This window comes from Caldanaerobius polysaccharolyticus DSM 13641 (assembly GCF_000427425.1).
Lineage (GTDB): Bacteria > Bacillota > Thermoanaerobacteria > Thermoanaerobacterales > Caldanaerobiaceae > Caldanaerobius > Caldanaerobius polysaccharolyticus.
Genome location: NZ_KE386494.1, coordinates 694,285 through 715,735 on the forward strand (window position 1 = coordinate 694,285; position 21,451 = coordinate 715,735).

The following is a 21,451-nucleotide window of genomic DNA, read 5'->3' on the forward strand; positions in this document are numbered from 1 at the left end:
GAGCTCCAGTACAAAGCTCTCCTTCTCTAAATTCATCTAAACGCGCAGCACAGCATTTTTTATCCTCTTTATCGCCATCTGGACCATTTCTTTAGCAGGCCCCCCTATTACCGCCCTGCTGTGCACGCCTTTATCCAGGTCCAGTGCGTCGTAAATATCCTCTTCAAATTTGTCAGAAAAAGACCTTAAAATGTCAATGTCCAGATCTTCTAGTGCACACCTCTGTTCTATGGCCTTTTTTACCACCTTCCCTGCTATCTCGTGGGCTTCCCTGAAAGACATACCCTTTCTGACCAAATAATCAGCCATATCCGTCGCGTTCATGTACCCGTTCTTAGCTGAATTTCTCATATTCTCCTTATTGAACTTTATCGCCTTCATCATACCATCAAATACCTTTACACAGGCCTTGATGGTATCTATCCCATCAAATACAGCTTCTTTATCCTCCTGCATGTCTTTATTGTAAGCCAGGGGTAGACCTTTCATGAGCGTCAAAAGCGTTATCAAATCCCCGTAAACCCTTCCCGTTTTGCCCCTTATGAGTTCCGCTGCATCGGGATTTTTTTTCTGGGGCATCATGCTGGACCCTGTAGCAAAGCTATCGTCTATTTCTACAAAACCGAATTCCTTAGAGTTCCACAGTATCAGTTCTTCACAAAAGCGACTTAAATGCATCATGATTATAGAAGCGGCACTTAAAAACTCTATAGCATGATCTCTGTCGCTGACGGAATCCAAGCTATTCAATGTAACTCCATCAAATCCCAACAGCTGCGCGGTATATCCCCTGTCCAGGTTATACGTGGTACCCGCCAGGGCTCCTGATCCCAATGGCGACACGTTCATTCTTTTAACACAATCCTCTAATCTTCCCATATCCCTCAAAAACATACAGCAATAGGCCACCAGATGATGGGCCAGAGTAACTGGCTGTGCCCTCTGCAGATGGGTATATCCCGGCATCAAGGTATCCACATTGTCTTCTGCTATATTAAGAAGGGTATTCACCAGAGATCTTAAAAGCCTTAATATGTCCTTTATCTCATCCCTCATATAAAGCTTGAGATCAACCGCAACCTGATCGTTTCTGCTCCTGGCGGTATGCAGTTTCTTCCCAGCTTCTCCTATCCTATCGGTCAGTAGCGCCTCTATGTTCATGTGAATGTCCTCATTTTCCCGCGTAAACTCCACTTTACCCTCTTTTATATCGTTCAATATACCGTTGAGGCCCTCAATAATCCTTTTAAGTTCCTCTTCGCTCAGTACACCGGCCTTGTGCAAAGTCATGGCGTGGGCTATGCTTCCTTTTATATCCTGTTCGTACATTCTCCCATCTACATCTATAGAGGCATTGAATTCTTCCAAAAGTTTATCCGTATCCTTTTCAAATCGGCCTCCCCATAGTTTCATTTTGTCTTCCCTTTCTCCATCAAAGCCTTAATTTTCAAAGGCAGGCCAAAGAGGTTTATAAAGCCTTCTGCATCTTTCTGATTATACACCTGGTCTTCGCCAAAGGTAGCAAATTCCTGGCTGTACAGCGAATAAGGTGACTTAACACCAGCCAGAATACAACTTCCTTTATACAGTTTCAGCCTGACGGTACCAGTTACGTTTTTCTGCGTCACGTCTACAAAGGCGTCCAACGCCTCCCTGAGGGTTGTAAACCACATGCCATCGTACACCAATTCCGCGTACTTGTGAGCTACCATATCCTTAAACCTCATAGTCTGCTTATCCAGTGTCAGCCGCTCCAATTCCATGTGAGCTATATATAAAACGGTTCCCGCAGGGGTCTCATATACGCCCCTGGACTTCATACCCACCAGGCGGTTTTCCACGATGTCCGCTATACCTACGCCATTTCTCCCCGCTATTTCATTGAGCACCCTTATGAGCTCCACAGGCCCGTACTCGACTCCGTTGACTTTATAAGGTATTCCCTCTTTAAAATCTATTTCCACGTATTCAGGTTCATCAGGAGCCTGGGTAGGCGGTACTATTATCATATAGAGGTCGTCTTTAGGCTCATTCCACGGGTCTTCAAGGTCTCCCCCTTCATGGCTTAAATGCCATAGATTTCTGTCCATGCTGTAGGGCTTTTCTTTAGTAACAGGCACAGGTATACCTTTCTCCTGTGCATACTCTATCTCATCTTCCCTTGACTTAAACTCCCACTCCCTCCACGGCGCAATAACTTTTAACTCGGGGGCTAATGCTTTTATAGCGAGCTCAAAGCGAACCTGGTCATTGCCTTTGCCCGTGGCGCCGTGACATATGGCTTCCGCTCCTTCTGCCAATGCAATGTCCACCAGCTTTTTGGCGATCAACGGCCTGGCAAAAGACGTCCCCAAAAGGTACTTGCCTTCATATATTGCTCCTGCTCTCAGCGTAGGGAATATGTAATCAGTTACAAACTCCTCTACTACATCTTCCACATATACTTTGGACGCGCCGCTCTTCAGTGCTTTGTCTTCAATTCCCTCCAGCTCGTCTCCCTGACCTACGTTTACACAAACCGCAATCACTTCGTAACCATACTTCTCTTTTAACCACGGAATTATAACAGATGTATCTAATCCTCCAGAATAGGCCAAAACAACCTTTTTATTTCCCTTCATCTCGTTTACTCCCCTCGCATATAAAATCTTTGTATTATTATACATTAATATTTATATTTATGCAATACATCGGATTCACAATTTATTAACAAATAAATCACAAATGCGCCATAATTATAAATTATAATCATCTAACAATACAATTTATAAGGGGAGGGTATCGTGAAAATACTGAAATTTTTCAAAAAGCACATCCCACTGATCCTCATCGCGCTCATCGCCATCGGTGGCTTATCCTATTATTACGCATCCAGCCATAAAAAAGCAACCCAACAGCAGCTTCCTACAGTCATAGCGAGAAAAGGCAACATATCCGTCACAGTAACCGGCAGTGGGCCTGTGCAACCTATTAAGACGGCAAACATTTTATCACAGGTAAGCTCTACGGTGTTAAAGGTCAATTTTAGCGAAGGTGACCGCGTAAAGGCAGGAGACATTTTGTGCGTACTGGATAACTCATCTTTTACAAGCAACATAAAAAACAGCGAGCTACAACTGGAGCAAGCCAAAATGAATCTGGAAGGTGCTGAAAAAAACTCCGATAGCCTAACGATAAGGGCTCCTATATCAGGTTACATTTCCAGCTTGTCAGTACAAAAAGGAAATTCTGTAGCTGCAAATACGGCCATTGCAACTATACAGGATACCAGTAATCTTACCGTCACAGCCCCCTTTAGCGAAATCCTCGCCAGCAAACTAAAAATAAGTGATAAAGCCTATGCCCAGATAACTGATGGATCGTCGCAGGTAAAAGGCTATGTAAACCACATCAGCGCCAGCTATTCGTATAAAAACGGCATAAAAGCCAGAGACGTGAGCATCCAGTTTAAAAACCCAGGTTCACTCCAGTTAAACACCGAGATGTACATATTCGTAAATACCCCTCAAGGTAAATCGTATTCACTGGCCCCAGGCTCTGTACAGGCATCAAATACCTCCAGTGTCTTATCTCAGGTAGCAGGAACTATAGCATCTCTCAGCGTAAACCCGGGCGATTACGTCCAAAAAGGAGACATCATAGCTACCATCTCTAGCGACAACGTAACCAGCAACTTAAAGCAGGCTCAGTTACAATATGAAATAGCATTAAACAACTATAATTCCCAGCTAAGCGCCCTTGACAATTACTCAATAAAAGTACCTTTTAACGGAGTGATAACGTCTTTTCTGGTAAACCCGGGAGATGGGGTAAAAGAAGGGCAGCAAATAGCCACCATAGCCGATACATCTGGTATGAAGTTCACCATCCCCGTGGATGAGCTGGATATCTCAAACATTAAAGTGGGTCAGAATGTAACAGTCACATTAGACGCCATTCCAGGCAAAACGTACAGCGGCAAAGTAAGCAAGGTTGCAGAACAAGGCACGTCGCAAAATGGCGTCACTACCTACAACGTGGACATAACCATAGACAACCCTGCAAACGTTAAGATAGGAATGAACGCCAATGCCGAGATAGAGGTAGCTGTTGCCAAAGACGTGATAGTATTGCCCCAGTCCGCCATAATCAAGTTAGGTGGACGCAATTTCGTCATTCAAAAGAAAAACATACCTGCCGATTTTGACATAACAAGGCTTACTTCGCTTTTGAGGCAGTCCACGAGCTCTACATCCGGCTCTCAACCCTCAGCAAGGACGGGCCAGTTTACCAGTTTCCAATTCGCCAGAGGAAATAATAGCAGAAACAGAAATGCAGGTGGTTACACGCGCTCACGTTCTAACAACTCCTTTAGAAATCTCTTAACCCCTGTGGAATTGGGATTGTCCAACGACAATATGGTAGAGGTAAAAAGCGGTTTGGACGAGGGAGCCGCGGTAATCCTGCCTTATTCTATAAGCAGTAATAACAGCAGTCAAAGCGGTCAGAGCCAATCAAATAGCAGACCCGGAGGAGGTTTTGGCGGAGGCTTCGGAGGAGGTTTCGGTGGTGGTTTTATGGGTGGACGTGGGAGGTAATAGACGTGGCAGTGATATATCTAAAAAATGTATGCAAGTACTATAAGATGGGTGAAGAAATAGTAAAAGCCCTTGACGATGTTTCTCTGGAGATTGAAAAAGGCTCTTTTACTACAGTGATTGGCCCTTCAGGTTCCGGCAAATCCACTCTCATGAATATCCTGGGGTGCCTGGATGTGCCCACATCCGGCACGTATATTTTAGATGGCGTGGATACTAGAAAAATGGATGACGATGAACTCTCCGCCATAAGAAACAAAAAGATAGGGTTCGTCTTTCAATACTATAACCTTCTACCCAAATTGACAGCAATAGAAAACGTGGAGCTGCCCCTCATATATGCAGGCGTCCCTAAAAGCAGGAGGTTAAAAGCCGCCAGACAACTGTTAGAGTCAGTAGGCATGGGCTCAAGGCTATACCATTATCCATCGCAGCTGTCAGGAGGGCAGCAGCAGAGGGTCGCCATCGCAAGGGCGCTGGTAACAAACCCTGAAATCATCCTCGCCGACGAGCCCACGGGTAACCTGGATTCCAGAAGCGGAGAAGAAGTGATGAAGATACTTGCCATGATCAATGAAAAAGAGAAAAAGACAATAGTGCTCATAACTCACGACATGAAAATCGCAAGTTACGGTAAAAGGCTGATCATGATATCCGACGGGAAAATAGTAAGACAGGAGGAAAATCATGCGTAGAATGTATGAAGCTTTTATAATGTCGATAAAGAACATCCTGTCTAATAAAGTGAGGTCCTTTTTAACAATGCTGGGCCTTATAATCGGCGTCTCCTCTGTCATCATTCTCACCTCTTTAGCTCAGGGCGCCACGGCAAAAATCGTGAACAACATAAAAAGCATGGGCACTAACCTCATAGTCGTAAACATAATGAGGGGAGAGAGTTCAAGAGACATTGCGTATAGCGATATACAGAATTTCCAAAAAGAAAACAGCAGCCTTATAAGCGGCATCGCTCCTGTCGTCAATGGCGATGTCACCATAAAATACATGGATAACTTCTACAATACATCGCTTATAGGCACCAATGAACAGTACAGCGGAATTCAAAACATAACCATGGCATCAGGAAGGTTTATAAGCCAGGACGACGTAACGATGAGGCGAAAAGTAGCCGTGATAGGTTCATACGTGGCGAGAGAGCTCTTTGGATTTAGCAACCCCATAGGCCAGAACATAAAAATCAACGGCAATATACTGAACATAGTAGGTGTGATGCAGGAACGGCAAGGATCTACTCAAGGTTCAGAAGACGACCGAATAATCATACCCGTTACCACATGTCAACGGCTTCTTCAAAACGCATTTATAAGGACGTATTACATAGAGGCAAGCAATGAGCAAGCGGTAAATACAGTGTTTAACATTATTCAGGAGTATCTTTTAAACCGCTTTAAATCCTCCAATGCCTTCAGGATATTTAACATGCAAAATATGCTGGACACCCTTTCTAACAGCACCAGGACTCTGACACTGCTCCTTGGCGCCATAGCATCCATATCCCTCATTGTAGGCGGCATAGGCATAATGAACATCATGCTGGTATCAGTAACAGAAAGGACCCGGGAAATAGGTATAAGAAAGGCTATAGGAGCAAGGCGAAAGGACATTGTCATGCAGTTTTTAATAGAGGCTCTGGTATTATCAGGGGTAGGAGGACTTACAGGAATTGTATTAGGAGTCGCTATATCCATGTACCTCAATAAAAGCGGTATAATGGCGGCGATAGTCTCCCCATCGTCGGTAATAGTGGCGTTTCTATTTTCCTTAGGAGTAGGTATTGTATTCGGTTCGTACCCAGCATCTAAGGCATCCAGATTAAATCCCATTGACGCTTTAAGATATGAGTGAGGTGAAAAATCAATGAAATCAAGGTTATTCGTAGCCCTGTGTATTCTGTCGATCCTGATTGCAGGAACTACAGCGACAGCCTATGCCAGCTTTAAAGACATTCCATCGTCAGCAGTCGACGAAAATCTGATGCTTGAGAGCCTTTCACAGCTCGGCATAATAAGCGGCTTTCCCGATGGTACATTTAGGCCCAACAACGCTGTCACGCGGGCTGAATTCGCTAAAATGGTCATTACAGCATTGAGGATTTCCCCGGCAAACTTAAGCAGAGGCCAATTATTTAAGGATGTGCCTTTGCAAATGTGGTACTACAATTATGTCACAGAAGCAGCGTTAAACGGGCTTATAAGCGGATATGCTGACGGCACCTTTAAGCCCAATAACCCTATATCCTACCAGGAGGGGCTTGCTATACTCATACGCGCTCTCGGGTATAGCGACAGTGACTTAAGCGGTATATGGCCCGCTAACTACATTAACAAGGCCAGTGAGCTGGGACTTACAGATGGCATTTCCCTTAATCCGGAAAATAAACTGGACAGAAAAACCACTGCCATACTCATAAACCAATTTTTATTATTGAACAAAAAAGGCTCCCAATCCACCGTGGTAGAAACAACAAACAACATGAGCCTTAAAGATTGCATTATCACCGGCACCAGTCAAATCAATAGCGCTCTTTCTCAAAACGAAGTGGAAACAAATACAGGTATTTACCATATCAAAGCATATCCTGTAGATCAGATTATAGGATATGAGGTTAAGATGCTTGTAGACAACAGCGGAAATGTAAAAGCCATATTCCCTGTAAATGAAAGCAACAGAAAGGTGTACACAGTGGACTCGTATATATCCAACCAAGCTGACGTCCACGAAGTAAATGGGAGTAAATCCACCTTGACTCTGGAAGGTTATTCTAATTACTATTACAAAGGCCAAAGCGTTCAAATGAACACCTTTATTCAATCCATTAAGGTAAACTCTACCTTGATTAAAAACGTAGACAGTCAGGGACACAACTACCTGGTATTATTAGACCCCATCGTAAACGGCCCTTATATTTCACCGTCAGACTATTACGCAGGAATGAGCATCAATGGCGTTAAATTAAATAGCGCCAATGTACAGGTAATAAAGAACGGTAGCAAGGCTACCTTAAACGACATCAAAAAGTACGATATAGTGAAATTTCTCAGTGATTTCCTGAACACGCAAAAAATACTTTACGTAGATGATTACAAAATCACAGGAAATATCACAGCTATAAAGCCTGGAAGCTACGCAGCAACTCAGGTTTTAGTAAATGGGGTTGCGTACAACATTGGCAGCAGCACAGCGCAAAATAAACTAAAAAGTTTATACAATGTAGGAAGCAGTGTCACGCTGCTAATGGACCAAGATAACAACGTCATAGACATCATACCTCCTGTGTACTCGGATGTATCTGATATAGCCGTAGCGCTAAAGGCCGATACAGAAGTAGATTATTCTGCAGGCCCAGCAGGAGGAGCTATTGGCACGGTAACGCTATTTACGCCATCGGGCCAGCAGGTAACATATAAGACATCTCAGGACGCCACGTCCTTTGTAGGCGAGGTCGTCTCTTATAAAGTCGATAGCAACGGTTACGTCACGCTGAATTCCGTATCTGTAAATACGTCTGATGTAACCATCGACCAGTTGAACGATACAATAAACGGCAGAGATATTTCGTCTGATTCCATTTTCATAGACGTATCAGAAAACAACGGCGTGTACACAGCAAAGCTCGTACAGTTCTCCGATTTGCCAGCGGGGACATTTGACAGCGACGTCCTGGCTTACGAAGTAATAGACAGCAACTTTGGCGATGTACGCCTCGCCATTTTTAACGATATTATGAGCTTAAAGCCGGATTTCGGAGTGGTTATAGAAGCAACGCCTATATTTGCCAATGGAGTGCAGACGGGCTCAAATATCACTCTGCTTTCTACTCAAGGTACAGAGCGAATAAGTACCAATATCTTAAACCTCCAAGTAGGGGATATAGTATCTATAAGCAATCAAGCAATTCAATCCCGCCTCAAGCCTATTCAAAAAGGTGGTTCCGCAACAGCCGTGGACAACAGCAGGATAAAAGTAGATGACAAGATATATAACTTATCTTCAGGTGTATTGGTTGTAAAATGCGATAGCCCTAACAACGAGTACAGCATTTCATCGCTGGCAGAACTCAATACATTGATCCAGCAGGGCAAAGCAGACGACGTATACCTGTACAGCACAGACGGCAATTACGTCAACGTGATAATAGTATACAGAGATTAACAAAAAAGCCGCAGAAGAATTTTTGATTCTTTTGCGGCTTTTTAAAGATATTAGTTTTTATTCTTTGACGTTATATCAAACCATACAGCTATCAAAAGTATTAACCCTTTAACAACATATTGCCAAAATGGCGATGCATTAAGCATACTCATTCCATTATCGATACTTGCCATAATTAAAGCGCCTATTAACGCCCCTGTTACAGAACCACTACCGCCCATAAGACTGGCACCACCAATTACACATGCCGCTATTGCATCTAATTCCGCATTTTGACCGGCAGAAACAGATGCTGCATTTAACCTTGACGTCAGTAAGATTCCTGCCACGGCTGCTAATAATCCATTTATGGCAAATAGCGTCACAATCATCTTTTTGATGTTTATACCAGATAATTTGGCAGCTTCCATATTTCCTCCTATTGCATACACTCTTCTTCCAAATACGGTTTTATTGGATACGTAAGAAAAAATCAAAGCCAAAACTATCATTATAAGTACAGGCAAAGGGATACCTTGATAAGAATTAAGTATTATTATAGATATACCTACTAAAACTATTAATACCACTATCTTAAAAATATCAATATTAAGTGGAGCAACTTCTATCCCATACTTCACCTTAGATTTCCTGCTATTGAAAATGCCATATATTATAGCTATTGCTGCCAAAATACCTAAAAAATACCCGCTTGCATCTGTCAGATACGCCTGTCCTACAAATTGAAAATCTGAACTCAGCGGTGCTATTGTTAAGCCTTTACTAACTCCAATAAGAATTCCTCTAAATAGTAACATACCCGCTAATGTTACGATAAAAGCCGGCACATTTCCATAAGCAACCCACCAACCGTTCCATAACCCTAGTATCAAGCCTAGTAGCAAAGTAATAAGCATGGATAGTATTCCATTTACTTTTAACCATACGTTTAAAATCGCCGCAATTCCGCCTAATAATCCTAATAAAGAACCAACCGATAAATCTATTTGCCCTGCTATAATTACGAATACCATTCCTACCGCTAAAACACCTGTTGATGTCATTTGACTAAAAAGGTTAGAAATATTCCTAGATGATAAAAATTGCCCATTAGTAGTTAAATAAAAAATAATCCATATCATTATAAGTGCCAGCGCTATTGTATATGTTCTTATATTAAAGTTAAATCTTTTTTTGGTTTCTTGCACACCATTTTTAACCTCAAGCATCAGACGTTACCTCCTATCGCTTTGCTCATTATCATTTCTTGCGTAACATTTTGGTTAATAAATTCTCCTCTAATTTCTCCCTCGTGCATAACTAATATTCTATCGCTCATTCCAATTACTTCCGGCAACTCTGAAGATACCATGATTATTGAGATGCCTTCTTTAACTAATCGATTCATTAATTTATAAATTTCATATTTAGCACCCACATCTATTCCACGAGTCGGTTCATCTAAAATTAACACTTTAGGCTTTATAAGAAGATTTTTTGCCAAAACCACTTTTTGCTGATTTCCCCCACTCAGACTTTTTACAGGCATTTCAAAATGAGCAACTTTTATTCGCAGTTCATTTATAAATTTTTTTACATCTAATATTTCTCTGTATAAATTAACATAGTCAAACTTTTCGCGATAGCTTTCAATATTTGATAACGTGACATTCTTTCTGACAGACATTGAACCAATAAGTCCTAATCCTTTCCTATCCTCTGGTACCATAGCTATACCATAATGCAAAGCATCCCCAGGATTTTTAATAATTATTTTCTTACCCTCTAAATAAACCTCGCCCGTGAAAGTTCCGGGGTATGATCCAAAAATACTAGACATCAACTCCGTTCTCCCCGCACCTATCAGTCCAAATACGCCAAGAATTTCCCCTTTCTTCAAGCTAAAACTAGCATTTTTTACAACTTTTTTATTTGAATTATTTATATCAAATACATTAAAATCCTTTACTTCAAAACAAATATCCCCTATTTGATGTTCTTCTTTTGGAAACAAATTAGACAATTCTCTACCTACCATCATTCTTATAATTTGGCTTTGAGTCAAATTTTGCATGCTCTCCGTATTAATAGTCTTTCCATCTCTAATTACTGTAACTGTATCTACTATATTAGCCACCTCATTTAACTTATGAGATATATATATACAAGTTACACCTTTGCTCTTAAGTTTTCTTAGTATATTCATGAGTACTTCAACTTCAGAATCTGTCAAAGAAGCTGTAGGCTCATCTAATATAAGCAAATTTGCATTTTTTGATAAAGCTTTCGCTATTTCTATCAATTGTTTTTGACCTATACCTAAATTTCTTACCTTTGTGTAAGGATTTATCTCAAGATGTAATTCATTTAAAAGCTCCTTTGTTTTTTTATACATTAAATTAAAATCTACTCTTCCGTGAATATTTAGTTCATTTCCCATAAATATGTTTTCGCAAACCGAAAGCTCATCGACTAGTGCTAATTCTTGGTGAATTATGGATATTCCAACCCTTTCAGCATCTTTGATATTGCGCAATATTAATTTTTCTCCATTGTAAAGAATTTCTCCAGTATATGTACCATAAGGATATACACCGCTCAATATTTTCATCAATGTTGACTTTCCCGCACCGTTTTCACCGCAAAGGCCATGTATTTCACCTCTTCTAACTTTTAAATTTACATTATCTAGTGCTTTAACTCCCGAAAATTCCTTGGTTATATTCCTCATCTCAAGAATAAACTCATTCATAAGAAATCACTTCCTCGCCAATAGTCTTGCAAAGGGAGAACGTCTGCCATTCTCCCTTCTAAATTATTATTTAGGCCATTGATCTTTAGGAACATTCCTATAAACATCTTCTAATTTGTGAAAACCATCTTTAATAATCGTATCGTACATATTGCCTTTATCTACCGCAATAGGTGTAAGCAAAATCGATGGCACATCAATTTTCCCATTATTCACTTTTCCATTCGTAGCCACCTTTTCACCTTTAGCTAATGCTACCGCTATTTCAGCTCCTTTTGTGGCTTCTTGAGCTATGGGTTTATACACTGTCATAGTTTGTTTGCCTTCAACAATTAATTGGCAGTTAGCTAAATCCGCATCTTGACCTGAAATAGGAACCTTACCTGCCAAACCTTGTTCTTCCAATGCCCTAACAGCCCCCAGCGCCGTACTATCATTAGCGGCGACAACCGCGTCAATTTTATTATTATTAGCCGTTAATGCATTTTGCATAATATTATATGCTTCCTGAGTCGACCAATCCTTTGCCCACTGTTCTCCCACAATCTTTATATCACCTTTGTCTATTAAAGGTTGTAGTACTTTCTTTTGTCCTTTCTCAAAAAGTTTTGCATTGTTGTCAGTTGGAGAACCTTCAAGCAAAAAATATCTTCCTTTTGGCTTTAATTTCGTAATAGCTTGGGCCTGTAATTCTCCCACGCGTACATTATCAAATGATACATAGTAATCCACATCAGCATTATTTATTAACCTGTCGTATGCTAAAACTTTTATCCCCGCCTTATGAGCTTGATCTACAATAGGAGCTATTGCCTGTCCATCATGAGGAATTATTACCAACACATCTACACCTTGAGCAATTAAATTTTGACTCTGTGAGTACTGGGTTTGTGAATCTCCGTTTGCAGATTGAACAAGCACATCGGCTCCCAATTGTTTAGCCCTTTGCACAAATATGTCCCTATCATGTTGCCATCTTTCAAGCCTTAAATCATCTATGCTGAGGCCTATTTTTATTTTGCCAGTTGTCTTTGTAGCAACTTTATCTGCTTGGCTTTCATTATTTGATTGCTGATTATTTGCAGTTTTTATACACCCTGAAAAAGTAATCAATATAAAAGTAAAAAGCAGAAATATTGAAGTAAGTTTCAAAATAATTTTTTGCATTCTGCAATTTCCTCCTCTAATCATTTTACAAAACTTTTTAAAATAAAATACTTATTATGAGAAAAACAGCTACCACCTCCCTATTACAACAAAGACCTTTGTCTATCTTTTTAAACAAAGTTTACTAAGTTGCTACTATTATGTTACATCTCAGTAAAAACATTTTCAAAGCCCAAATTTGGCCAATTTCACCGAATATTCGCCGTTTTTTTTTTTTTCAGAATTTTGCTCACGATTTCTTACTTTCTCTCCATTTTTCTCTTCTCACACAAAGTTAAGATAAAAAATCTGGTCCGAAAGTGAGAGTTTTCTGATATCCCAGTCTCTCCTATAAAGATCAATCACCTTATAAGGCTGATTGAGATTCTTTATAAACCTCTCAAATTTATTGTCAAGCCATGGCGGCGTCCATGCTCCTGATCTACAAATGTGCACAGCTACTGTGTATATGCCTTCAGGTAAGAATCCTATATCCCTGTAGTATCGGATTGAAAACAGCTTATTAAAGTCTCTAAAGTCCTCCGGCTTTTCAAAGGTATAAGGACTGTATATTATGTGGGCCTTCTTTATTTTACCTTCATTTAACAGCTTTCCCAGCCAGTTAGCACAGTTCAACTCGAAATCAACTGAGTTCACTCCTGCATAACCTAAATCAGCGTGTGCATCGAAAGAGTACACTTCTTCACACTCATTGGCTCTGGCAATGTAATAGGATAACATATGAGATTCTGACACAAACACTTTGATATTCTTTACAAAATCAAAGTGTTCTTTTATTTTGGCCCAAAAATCCTTCAATCCAAAAGCTATATCTACTGACTTTTCCAGATCCTCACCTTTTAAAGCACTTTTTATGTACCTTTTATACCAGATTGACACTATACTTTTCTGGTTTTCCATGTAAGAAGCCAGCCACTCTCTTTTCAAAGGGATGAAGTAATCCCAGTCTATGCTTAAAAGACTGCGTCCCATACTCACCACCTATTGATCCCACGGGGCTTGCGCTTTTTCCTCTCCTTTCACCCAAATCATTAGCGCCATTATTAACTACAGCATTTATAACCTGTTCTTCTGTTACTTTGCTACAATAACATGCGTACTTAGGATTAGCGCCTTTTTTAAACCATATTGGGATTTTTATTTGATTTTTGCTGAATACTACATTGTTTGGTTATTATAATAAGCAATATCACATTCTCTATTCATACATATGTAATAATCTGTATCTCCCACCTGTTCTCTAAAGGCATTTATAACTAAATGTTTTACAGTTATATTTTTAACTTCAACCCGGCCTTTTACACATGGGACATTCGTTTGACATCTTACTTTTACCTCCCAAGCACAATATAAACCACTTAAATTATATCATTAATGTTACAACTCTCTATTATCGCGGGATTATTTACACATTAACAAGAAAGGATTTTATTAGCAAATACTTAAAATAGCCAATGAAAAGGGAAAAAAAGTCAAGGAGCTGCTTAGTGTACCTGTTCTCTTGGCACTACATTGTTTAAGGTCTTTCCACTTTTCTCTAGCAGCTCCTATAAAAAATATTTTCGCTATATATTCGAGATCAAACCGAGCAATTGCCTAAACTATAGCCTTAACCATGCCTCCATCGACATTGATAGCTTGGCCGGTAATGTAACTGGCTTTTTCAGACGCCAGGAAGGCAATCACATTGGCAATTTCCTCAGGCTGCCCGTATCGTCCCAGCGGAATGTTGCTAGAGGCATAAAATTCGATGGCTTCCTCTTTTGGTTTACCTAAAATCTTGGAAAGTTGATCTCCCAATTGACCAGGAGCTTCCCATAAGGGAGTGCGAATGGGTCCAGGGCAGACGGCATTGACCAGAATGTTATCTTTGGCCAGATAATTGGCAAATTCTTTGGTAATCATGTTAACAGCTGCCTTGATCGTGTCGTAATCAAGCAATCCACCGGGTTGTTTGCCAAACATGGAAGAAATATTTATTATTCGCCCCCATTTGGCTTTTTGCATGTACGGGGCCACCGCTTTCGTAAGGCGAATGACAGCAAATAACATCAAATCAATATTGCGCCGGAACTCTTCCTCAGGAAGCTCCATCGGATCACTCAAACGTCCTGTTCCAGCATTGTTAACCAGGATATCAATTCGCCCAAATTTATTAGCTACTTGAGTCACAAAGGCATCCGTCTCTGCTAATTTAGTAACATCGACTTTTTGGGCGAGAACCTGAACACCTTTTTCTTTAAGCTCAGATGCAGTCTGCTCGAGAGCCTCGGTGTTGATATCACATATAGCCAGGTTACATCCCTCAGCAGCCAAAGCCATCGCAGTAGATTTTCCGATACCCTGAGCAGCTCCCGTAATTAAGGCTACTCGTCCTTTTAATCCAAGATCCATAATCTTTTTCCTCCTTTTGAAAAGTATAGACCACATTGCCGTGAATTGGCGAACTTCGCGCTCCTAATAAAACCATATTGAAAGCCCCATGGCACGCAACCGGGTTGTCCAACTCCGCTACTGCTGTAACCGATTTCCCCATCCTGTGAAAATATCTTTATTTTATAGTTTACTACATTGTTTTTTGTTTTTCAATACGCTCTTACTGGCATCTCCGGATATTGAGCCTACGCCTAAGCAACTATAAAACCAAATCGCGTTATAGTTTTATTTTTTTGTTTACAAAATCGCAAAATAGTATTATAATTAATGTCACAAAATCTTATATGAATACTCGGGATAAAATAAAGGAGGTGAAATAATTGCGAGAGAAGATGAGGTTAATATTGCCTGTACTTGTGCTGTTTATTATTTTAGCAATTGATTATTTTTTGCCCAACACACAAGGTTTTACGAAACCTAAAGAATATCCTTTATTTTTATTATTTTTAATTGTCGTCTATCTTTTTTTAATGGTATTTTCTTTTAAAATAGCAAAAGTAAAAGACGAACTTCATAGGCTATCACCGCTATTATGTGTGGCATTTTCTATTATGGGTATATGGGATATTGTAACATCTAAATACAATTTATTACCCCTTCCATATTTCCCCGGGCCTGAAAAGGTATTTGGCGATCTTTTTTCTGACTGGAAATTGCTACTTATAAGTGCCCTTTACTCCTTAAGGCTTCTATTTATTGGCTACATAATAGGGGTACTATTAGGATTTATATCCGGTGTACTAATGGGATGGAGTAAAAAGTGCTATTACTGGTTAGGACCTTTATTGAAAATAATTGGCCCGATACCGGCGACAGCATGGATTCCCATATCAATGGCACTTTTTCCTACAAGCTTCATGGCAAGTGTGTTTATTATAGTACTGGCGGTATGGTTTCCAGTTACTGTGATGACCAGCTCCGGTATTGCCAATGTACCTGCTTCTTATTTCGAGGTTGCAAAGACATTGGGAGCAGATGAGAAGTACTTAATCTTTAACGTGGCAATACCAGCATCACTTCCAACGATCTTTATTGGACTCTTTATGGGACTTGGTATGGCGTTTTTGACATTAATTGTTTCGGAGATGCTTGGAGTTAAAGCAGGTCTCGGGTGGTATATAAATTGGGCACAAGGATGGGCAGAATATAGCAAGGTATATGCAAGTCTTTTTGTCATAGCCCTTATATTCTCGACCCTTATAACTGCCTTATTCAAATTACGAGATAAAATTCTAAGCTGGCAAAGGGGGTTAATTAGATGGTAGAAAATTACAACACTTATGAAAAAGGAGTATTATCTGAGGGTGAGATCAAAATCGTAGGCGTAAGTAAATCCTTTGCCAGTCCAGACGGCAAAAGAGTAATAGCACTTAACGGCATTGACCTCACCATCAAACCCGGTGAGTTTGTCTCCATTGTTGGCCCCAGTGGATGTGGGAAATCCACTCTTTTAAGGCTGATAGCAGGACTTGATACCCCGAACGATGGTGAAATATACCTTGATGGAGAAAAAATAAAAGGACCTCACTATGAAAGGGGTCTCGTTTTTCAAGATCCGACACTTTACCCATGGCTTAACGTGTATCAAAATGTTGCCTTGGGATTAAAAGCTCGGAAATTATTCAAAAATAGAAAAGAAGAAGTCCAAGATTATATAAACCTCGTTGGACTTCAAGGTTTTGAAAAAACATATCCTCATCAACTGTCAGGTGGTATGGCACAGAGGACAGCTCTTGCAAGAGCCCTTGTAAATCACCCTAAGGTTTTGATGCTGGATGAACCTTTTGGAGCACTGGATGCTTTTACAAGGGTAAAAATGCAGGATGAGCTCATGAGAATATGGAACAAAAGAAAGACTACCATGGTTCTTGTTACCCATGATATAGAAGAAGCCATTTACTTAAGCGACCGCATTGTCGTTATGACGCCTAGGCCCGGAAGCATAAAGGACGTAATAATTGTCGATCTGAAAAGGCCAAGAGCTCGGAATAATGAAAGTTTCTTTAGGTTAAAAACCAGAATAATTGAAATAATGAATTTTATAAAAGAGGATTAAGGGAGATAAAGGATAATAGAAGGAGGATGATTTTTATATGAAAAAACCTGTATTAATATTAATGGCTTTAGTATTACTTTTATCGGTTGTTATTGCAGGATGCTCAAACAAGACAGCCGAAGTTTCTAGCAATAAATTAGCACATGTGAGGATAGGGCATTATGGGGGAACTTGTGATGCACCTACATATGTCGCATATGAAAAAGGATTTTTTAAGAAAAATGGGCTGGATGTGGAGCTCGTAAAAGTTGACTTTAATACCCTTAAAGATGGAATAGGAACAGGCAAAATTGATGCTGTCAATGCTTCACCAGGATTATTTAAACCTATAGAACAGGGTCTAAACATAAAGATCACAAATGGCATTCACACAGGATGCATACAGGGTGTCGTGCCTGTCAATTCTCCTATAAAATCCATTAAGGATTTAAAAGGCAAGACCATAGGGGTAGATGCAATCGGTGGAGTACCGATGGTATTATTATCAGCAGAGTTAAATAAATATGGAATTGACCCCAAAAAAGATGTAACATGGAAGGTGTACCCAGATGCCCAGCTGCAGCAGGCTATGGAAAAGGGAGAAATTGATGCGTTTGTGGCCTGGGATCCCTTTGGGGAACAGACAATAGAAGCGGGAAAAGGGCGCAACATTTTCGGAAATAACCATAATGATCAATATTGCTGCTTTGTAGGCATCAATGGCAAGGTTTTAAAAGAAAACCCAGATATAGCAAAGGCGATAACTAAATCATATGCAGAGGCAGACAAATGGATTGAGCAACATCCAGATGAAACCGCTAAACTGGAAGCTGATAAAAAATATGTACCTGGTGATGTTGAACTTAATGCAAAGCTTCTAAAAAGCTATGAATTTATATCAGACAAAAACAGAGCAAAAAAGAGCTTCAAAACACTGGTGACTTATATAAAGCAACAGAAAATACTTGATCCTACAACAGACATTAATACCTTTGTTAATAATGTTTTTGTTGACATAAAATAAGCGTAGTACCTGCCATATTTGCTCCGAAATCATCCAACACATAAAAAAGCCGCAGAAGAACTTTTAATCCTTCTGCGGCTTTTTTATATCACCCGCGCTTTTTAATCTCCAACGCCTTTAAAGCTTCTTCCACTATATCTTCAGGCGTAAGATGGTACAGCTTCAATAGCTCATCGGGCTTGCCAGACTGCCCAAATACATCCTTTATCCCTACCCGCCTTACGGGAACCGGTACCCTCTCGCTGACTACCTCGCATACCGCTGAACCTAATCCTCCTATCACGCTGTGCTCCTCTGCTGTCACTATCGCTCCTGTCTCCCACGCCGCTTTCACTATCAGCTCCTGGTCTATGGGCTTTATGGTGTGTATGTCTATCACCCTCGCGCTTACCCCTTTCTTCTTTAACTCTTCATGGGCTTCCAGCGCCGCTGCCACCATTATCCCCGTCGCTACTATGGTCACGTCGCTTCCTTCTCTTAGCTCTATCCCTTTGCCTATCTCAAACCTGTAGCTTTTATCATCGTATATCACAGGCACTCCCATCCTGCCCAGCCTGATGTACACAGGGCCTTTGTACTCGCACGCCGCTTTTACCGCAGCCCTCGCCTCTACATCGTCCGCTGGGTTTATAACCACCATTCCCGGTATCGACCTCATTATCGCTATGTCCTCTACAGACTGGTGGGTCGCCCCATCCTCTCCCACCGTTATGCCTGCATGGGTCGCTGCTATCTTTACGTTTAACCTGGGATAGGCTATGGAGTTCCTTATCTGCTCAAAGGCCCTCCCTGTGGCAAATATCGCAAAGGAGCTGGCATAGGGTATCTTGCCGCATGTGGCCAGTCCCGCTGCCGTACCTATTAGGTCTTGCTCTGATATGCCCATGTTGAAAAACCTATCGGGATATTTTTTTGCAAACTCTGCCGTCTTGGTGGATTTTGATAGGTCTGCATCTAGTACCACTACGTCTTTGTTGATCTCTCCTAGCTCTACCAGCGCTTTGCCGTAGGATTCTCTTGTCGCTATCTTCTCGCTCATCTCAATCCCCCAATTCTGTTAGTGCTTTTTTCATCTGCTCTTCGTTGGGTGCGCTCCCGTGCCATCCTACCTGGTTCTCCATGAAGGATACTCCCTTACCTTTTACGGTATGGGCTATAGCCGCTTCCCATACCATGCCTTCCTGTATCTCTCCGTCTCCGGCACTACCGCTCTGCGCATATCGCACATACACATACACAAAAAAAGCACGTTTAAATGCTTTATCCGTTCAAACGTGCTTTTTGAGACGCAATCATTCATAATATTTAACTGAAATATTTCTCCAAATCTTCCGGTTTTTCTATGTCAAATATGTCATCCGTTATTCTTTCTAAAACTTCACTGTCAGCACTTTTTATTAACTCCTCGTATTTCTTCGGAAGTTCTTTGAACTTTTTATTGAGCAACTTTAACACCATTTCCGCTTTGCCTTTCTCTACACCTTTCTCCATAATCATCTTATACGCCGACAGCTCTTCCAGATTAAGCATCTTCTCCACCTCCTCGAAAACCTTCTTTATGATTTCCCGATTATACACTATACTCGAAAGCAACTCCGCTCTAAACGCTATAGACCTCTTTCTGTCCACGTCCACAGGTGCATCTTTTATTAAGTCCACGCACATCTTGAGATACTTCTCTCCTGCTTCAGCCCTTTTCCTTCTGTCAACTATCGGCAAAACTGAATACAAATCAAAGTAGTTCGTCTCCGCTATATCCGAAAACCTAATTTCACCTATGTCTATTATCCTATATCTGTAATCGAGTTTGTTATCTCCTATCATATAGTTAATCTCGTTGTCCATTTTTGCTTTGTCCTTGCCTATATACAGCACCATCTGATACGGCTTGAGTTTGTGCTTCTCCATTATTTCCAAGGCATATCGCAGCATCCTGTACGGCATTGTTCTGTCGTTTTCGGACTGAAACTCTATATGAACGGCAATCTCTCCCGTATCTGTATCGCACTTAAACACCATATCGCTGTCTCTGCGTTCCACTTTAACAAACTCTATATTAAGTTCTTCCAGTTTCTTGAAGCCGATACCCGTTAAGTATACGATTATGTCGTCCGCTATATCTGAAAATATGCTCTTTAGAGTCAAATCGTACGTCTGAGGCATTCTATCCCCCTTTTCTTCTCCATCCTACATATTTATTATACCACAACAGACTGTCATATTAATATTCCTTCATGCGCTTACTATATGGACATGCAGTCCATAATTTAATCCCACCATTCTCTTGTACTGGCCCCCGGTTATTTGGACTTAAACGACTAATACTCCTCGGGCTCACATTATTTCTTAAAAAAACTTGCTCGGCGTCATATATCCTAGCGATTGACGTGGCTTTATCCAGTTGTATTCTATCATAAGTTTATCAAGCTCTCTGAAAAACGAGCCATAACCATCAAACTCATGCAACTCGACAAATTCCTCTTTCAATGTCCTGAAAAATCTCTCTATGTTCGGATTTCTCTCCGGTGATCTTACGGGTATTCGCTCGTGTAATACGCCATGGTCTCTACAGAACTCTCCAAACTCCTTGGACTTAAATTGAGAACCTATATCTGTTCGTATAGTAAGATTACCTCGAATACCTCTCGTAATCATGGATTTTAAAACTGTTTTTACAACCTCTCGGCCTGTTACGATAAAACCTGCTTTATACCCCACTATCTCGAGAGCATATGTATCTATACTATAATCCCTAGTACAAATACTACCCTTGGAAACAAGGTTAAGTATGTGATATCCATCTGCCAGTGATTATTTGGTGCATTCACTATAACCTTTTTGAAAGCTATCATAGGCAGGAGAAGGTCCATTTCTTCACATAGCCTGTAAACCTTCTTCTTGGCAAAAGAGCCGTTAGCTTCTTGTACCCATACCGAAAGAACGTACTCTTTGGAATCCCCGCAATTTTAAGAAGAAAGTCCAGATTTAAGTTTTATCAAGGGTACTCTTTGATATGCCATATTTTCTACATACGGCGATTTTAGTGGCAGAAGAGCTTTCAGCCTCTGCCAATATAGCGAGTTTTGCTTCGAGGGCAAAGTTTTTGTGTGCTGCCATTGCTTTTCAACCTCCCTCAAGAGAAATTTTATCATGTTGTGCGTTTTAGTCCAATTCTCTTGAGGGGCCAATAAGAAAAGTACTATACTTCGGGCTCAAAAAAAGCAGAAATATGCATAAAGAATAGACAAAAGCTTGATGAACCACATGGACATCAATGTCCTTATGCGTGCTTAACACTTGCGTGTCTT

At 40.6% G+C, this 21,451-nt stretch carries 18 protein-coding genes and 2 pseudogenes; 7 read left to right on the forward strand and 13 right to left on the reverse strand.

Annotation, left to right across the window (positions count from 1 at the left end; all coding sequences use genetic code 11):
- Nucleotides 1-36: 36 nt before the first annotated feature.
- Nucleotides 37-1,413 (reverse strand): argininosuccinate lyase, encoded by a 1,377-nt coding sequence (argH, locus tag CALPO_RS0104355; protein WP_026486241.1) that lies wholly within the window; start codon nt 1,411-1,413, stop codon nt 37-39.
- The gene (locus CALPO_RS0104360; RefSeq protein ID WP_026486242.1) at nt 1,410-2,621 is read right to left on the reverse strand and encodes an argininosuccinate synthase; all 1,212 of its coding nucleotides are present in this window, start codon (nt 2,619-2,621) and stop codon (nt 1,410-1,412) included. Before CALPO_RS0104360 ends, argH begins: the two co-directional genes overlap by 4 nt.
- 162 nt (nt 2,622-2,783) lie before the next feature.
- Between CALPO_RS0104360 and CALPO_RS0104365 the strand changes: the two genes are divergently transcribed.
- The 4 genes from CALPO_RS0104365 to CALPO_RS0104380 are packed head-to-tail and all read left to right on the forward strand — an operon-like array spanning nt 2,784 to nt 8,750.
- The gene (locus tag CALPO_RS0104365; RefSeq protein WP_026486243.1) at nt 2,784-4,577 is read left to right on the forward strand and encodes an HlyD family efflux transporter periplasmic adaptor subunit; all 1,794 of its coding nucleotides are present in this window, start codon (nt 2,784-2,786) and stop codon (nt 4,575-4,577) included.
- Nucleotides 4,577-5,272, forward strand: a complete 696-nt coding sequence (locus tag CALPO_RS0104370) for an ABC transporter ATP-binding protein (protein ID WP_026486244.1) — start codon at nt 4,577-4,579, stop codon at nt 5,270-5,272. Before CALPO_RS0104365 ends, CALPO_RS0104370 begins: the two co-directional genes overlap by 1 nt.
- On the forward strand, nt 5,265-6,443 hold the full coding sequence (locus tag CALPO_RS0104375) for an ABC transporter permease (RefSeq protein WP_026486245.1): 1,179 nt from the start codon (nt 5,265-5,267) through the stop codon (nt 6,441-6,443). Before CALPO_RS0104370 ends, CALPO_RS0104375 begins: the two co-directional genes overlap by 8 nt.
- Before the next feature lie 12 nt (nt 6,444-6,455).
- On the forward strand, nt 6,456-8,750 hold the full coding sequence (locus CALPO_RS0104380) for an S-layer homology domain-containing protein (RefSeq protein WP_026486246.1): 2,295 nt from the start codon (nt 6,456-6,458) through the stop codon (nt 8,748-8,750).
- A 50-nt stretch (nt 8,751-8,800) separates the two neighbouring features.
- Here CALPO_RS0104380 and CALPO_RS0104385 read toward each other — a convergent pair whose 3' ends face one another.
- The 6 genes and pseudogenes from CALPO_RS0104385 to CALPO_RS0104405 all read right to left on the reverse strand — a co-directional run bounded on the left by CALPO_RS0104385 (nt 8,801) and on the right by CALPO_RS0104405 (nt 15,042).
- A complete protein-coding gene (locus CALPO_RS0104385) occupies nt 8,801-9,958 on the reverse strand; it encodes a sugar ABC transporter permease (protein WP_035172160.1) in 1,158 nt (385 codons plus the stop codon).
- A complete protein-coding gene (locus CALPO_RS0104390) occupies nt 9,958-11,481 on the reverse strand; it encodes a xylose ABC transporter ATP-binding protein (RefSeq protein ID WP_026486248.1) in 1,524 nt (507 codons plus the stop codon). The genes CALPO_RS0104385 and CALPO_RS0104390 overlap by 1 nt, the downstream gene beginning before the upstream one ends.
- 66 nt (nt 11,482-11,547) lie before the next feature.
- Nucleotides 11,548-12,648 carry a D-xylose ABC transporter substrate-binding protein gene (gene xylF, locus CALPO_RS0104395; protein ID WP_026486249.1) on the reverse strand — a complete coding sequence of 367 codons (1,101 nt, stop codon included), beginning with the start codon at nt 12,646-12,648 and terminating at the stop codon, nt 11,548-11,550.
- A gap of 264 nt (nt 12,649-12,912) precedes the next feature.
- Nucleotides 12,913-13,620 (reverse strand): hypothetical protein, encoded by a 708-nt coding sequence (locus CALPO_RS0104400; protein WP_026486250.1) that lies wholly within the window; start codon nt 13,618-13,620, stop codon nt 12,913-12,915.
- Nucleotides 13,621-13,681: 61 nt separating this feature from the next.
- Nucleotides 13,682-13,960 (reverse strand): annotated as a pseudogene (locus CALPO_RS15215) (Csac_0668 family 2Fe-2S cluster-binding (seleno)protein); the annotation flags it as partial.
- A 284-nt stretch (nt 13,961-14,244) separates the two neighbouring features.
- Nucleotides 14,245-15,042 (reverse strand): SDR family NAD(P)-dependent oxidoreductase, encoded by a 798-nt coding sequence (locus CALPO_RS0104405; RefSeq protein WP_026486251.1) that lies wholly within the window; start codon nt 15,040-15,042, stop codon nt 14,245-14,247.
- Nucleotides 15,043-15,404: 362 nt separating this feature from the next.
- Between CALPO_RS0104405 and CALPO_RS13220 the strand changes: the two genes are divergently transcribed.
- From CALPO_RS13220 to CALPO_RS0104420, 3 genes are read left to right on the forward strand one after another with little or no spacing between them, the layout of a single operon-like run.
- Nucleotides 15,405-16,349: an ABC transporter permease gene (locus CALPO_RS13220; RefSeq protein ID WP_051585823.1), complete on the forward strand. Its 945-nt coding sequence runs from the start codon at nt 15,405-15,407 to the stop codon at nt 16,347-16,349.
- Nucleotides 16,343-17,140 (forward strand): ABC transporter ATP-binding protein, encoded by a 798-nt coding sequence (locus CALPO_RS0104415; RefSeq protein ID WP_035172162.1) that lies wholly within the window; start codon nt 16,343-16,345, stop codon nt 17,138-17,140. Before CALPO_RS13220 ends, CALPO_RS0104415 begins: the two co-directional genes overlap by 7 nt.
- A gap of 37 nt (nt 17,141-17,177) precedes the next feature.
- Nucleotides 17,178-18,143, forward strand: a complete 966-nt coding sequence (locus tag CALPO_RS0104420) for an ABC transporter substrate-binding protein (RefSeq protein WP_026486253.1) — start codon at nt 17,178-17,180, stop codon at nt 18,141-18,143.
- Nucleotides 18,144-18,231: 88 nt separating this feature from the next.
- On the opposite strand, the gene CALPO_RS0104425 is transcribed toward CALPO_RS0104420, so the two are convergent.
- The 5 genes and pseudogenes from CALPO_RS0104425 to CALPO_RS15020 form a co-directional block, all read right to left on the reverse strand.
- Nucleotides 18,232-19,182 carry a transketolase family protein gene (locus tag CALPO_RS0104425; RefSeq protein ID WP_026486254.1) on the reverse strand — a complete coding sequence of 317 codons (951 nt, stop codon included), beginning with the start codon at nt 19,180-19,182 and terminating at the stop codon, nt 18,232-18,234.
- A 1-nt stretch (nt 19,183) separates the two neighbouring features.
- Nucleotides 19,184-19,300, reverse strand: a pseudogene (locus CALPO_RS14585) (transketolase); the annotation flags it as partial.
- 148 nt (nt 19,301-19,448) lie between these two features.
- Nucleotides 19,449-20,306 carry a DUF4351 domain-containing protein gene (locus tag CALPO_RS0104435; protein ID WP_026486256.1) on the reverse strand — a complete coding sequence of 286 codons (858 nt, stop codon included), beginning with the start codon at nt 20,304-20,306 and terminating at the stop codon, nt 19,449-19,451.
- 183 nt (nt 20,307-20,489) lie between these two features.
- Nucleotides 20,490-20,951: an integrase core domain-containing protein gene (locus CALPO_RS0104440; protein ID WP_084295162.1), complete on the reverse strand. Its 462-nt coding sequence runs from the start codon at nt 20,949-20,951 to the stop codon at nt 20,490-20,492.
- A gap of 177 nt (nt 20,952-21,128) precedes the next feature.
- Nucleotides 21,129-21,260, reverse strand: coding sequence for a hypothetical protein (locus CALPO_RS15020; protein ID WP_281172725.1), 132 nt, complete (start codon nt 21,258-21,260; stop codon nt 21,129-21,131).
- Nucleotides 21,261-21,451 lie beyond the last annotated feature (191 nt).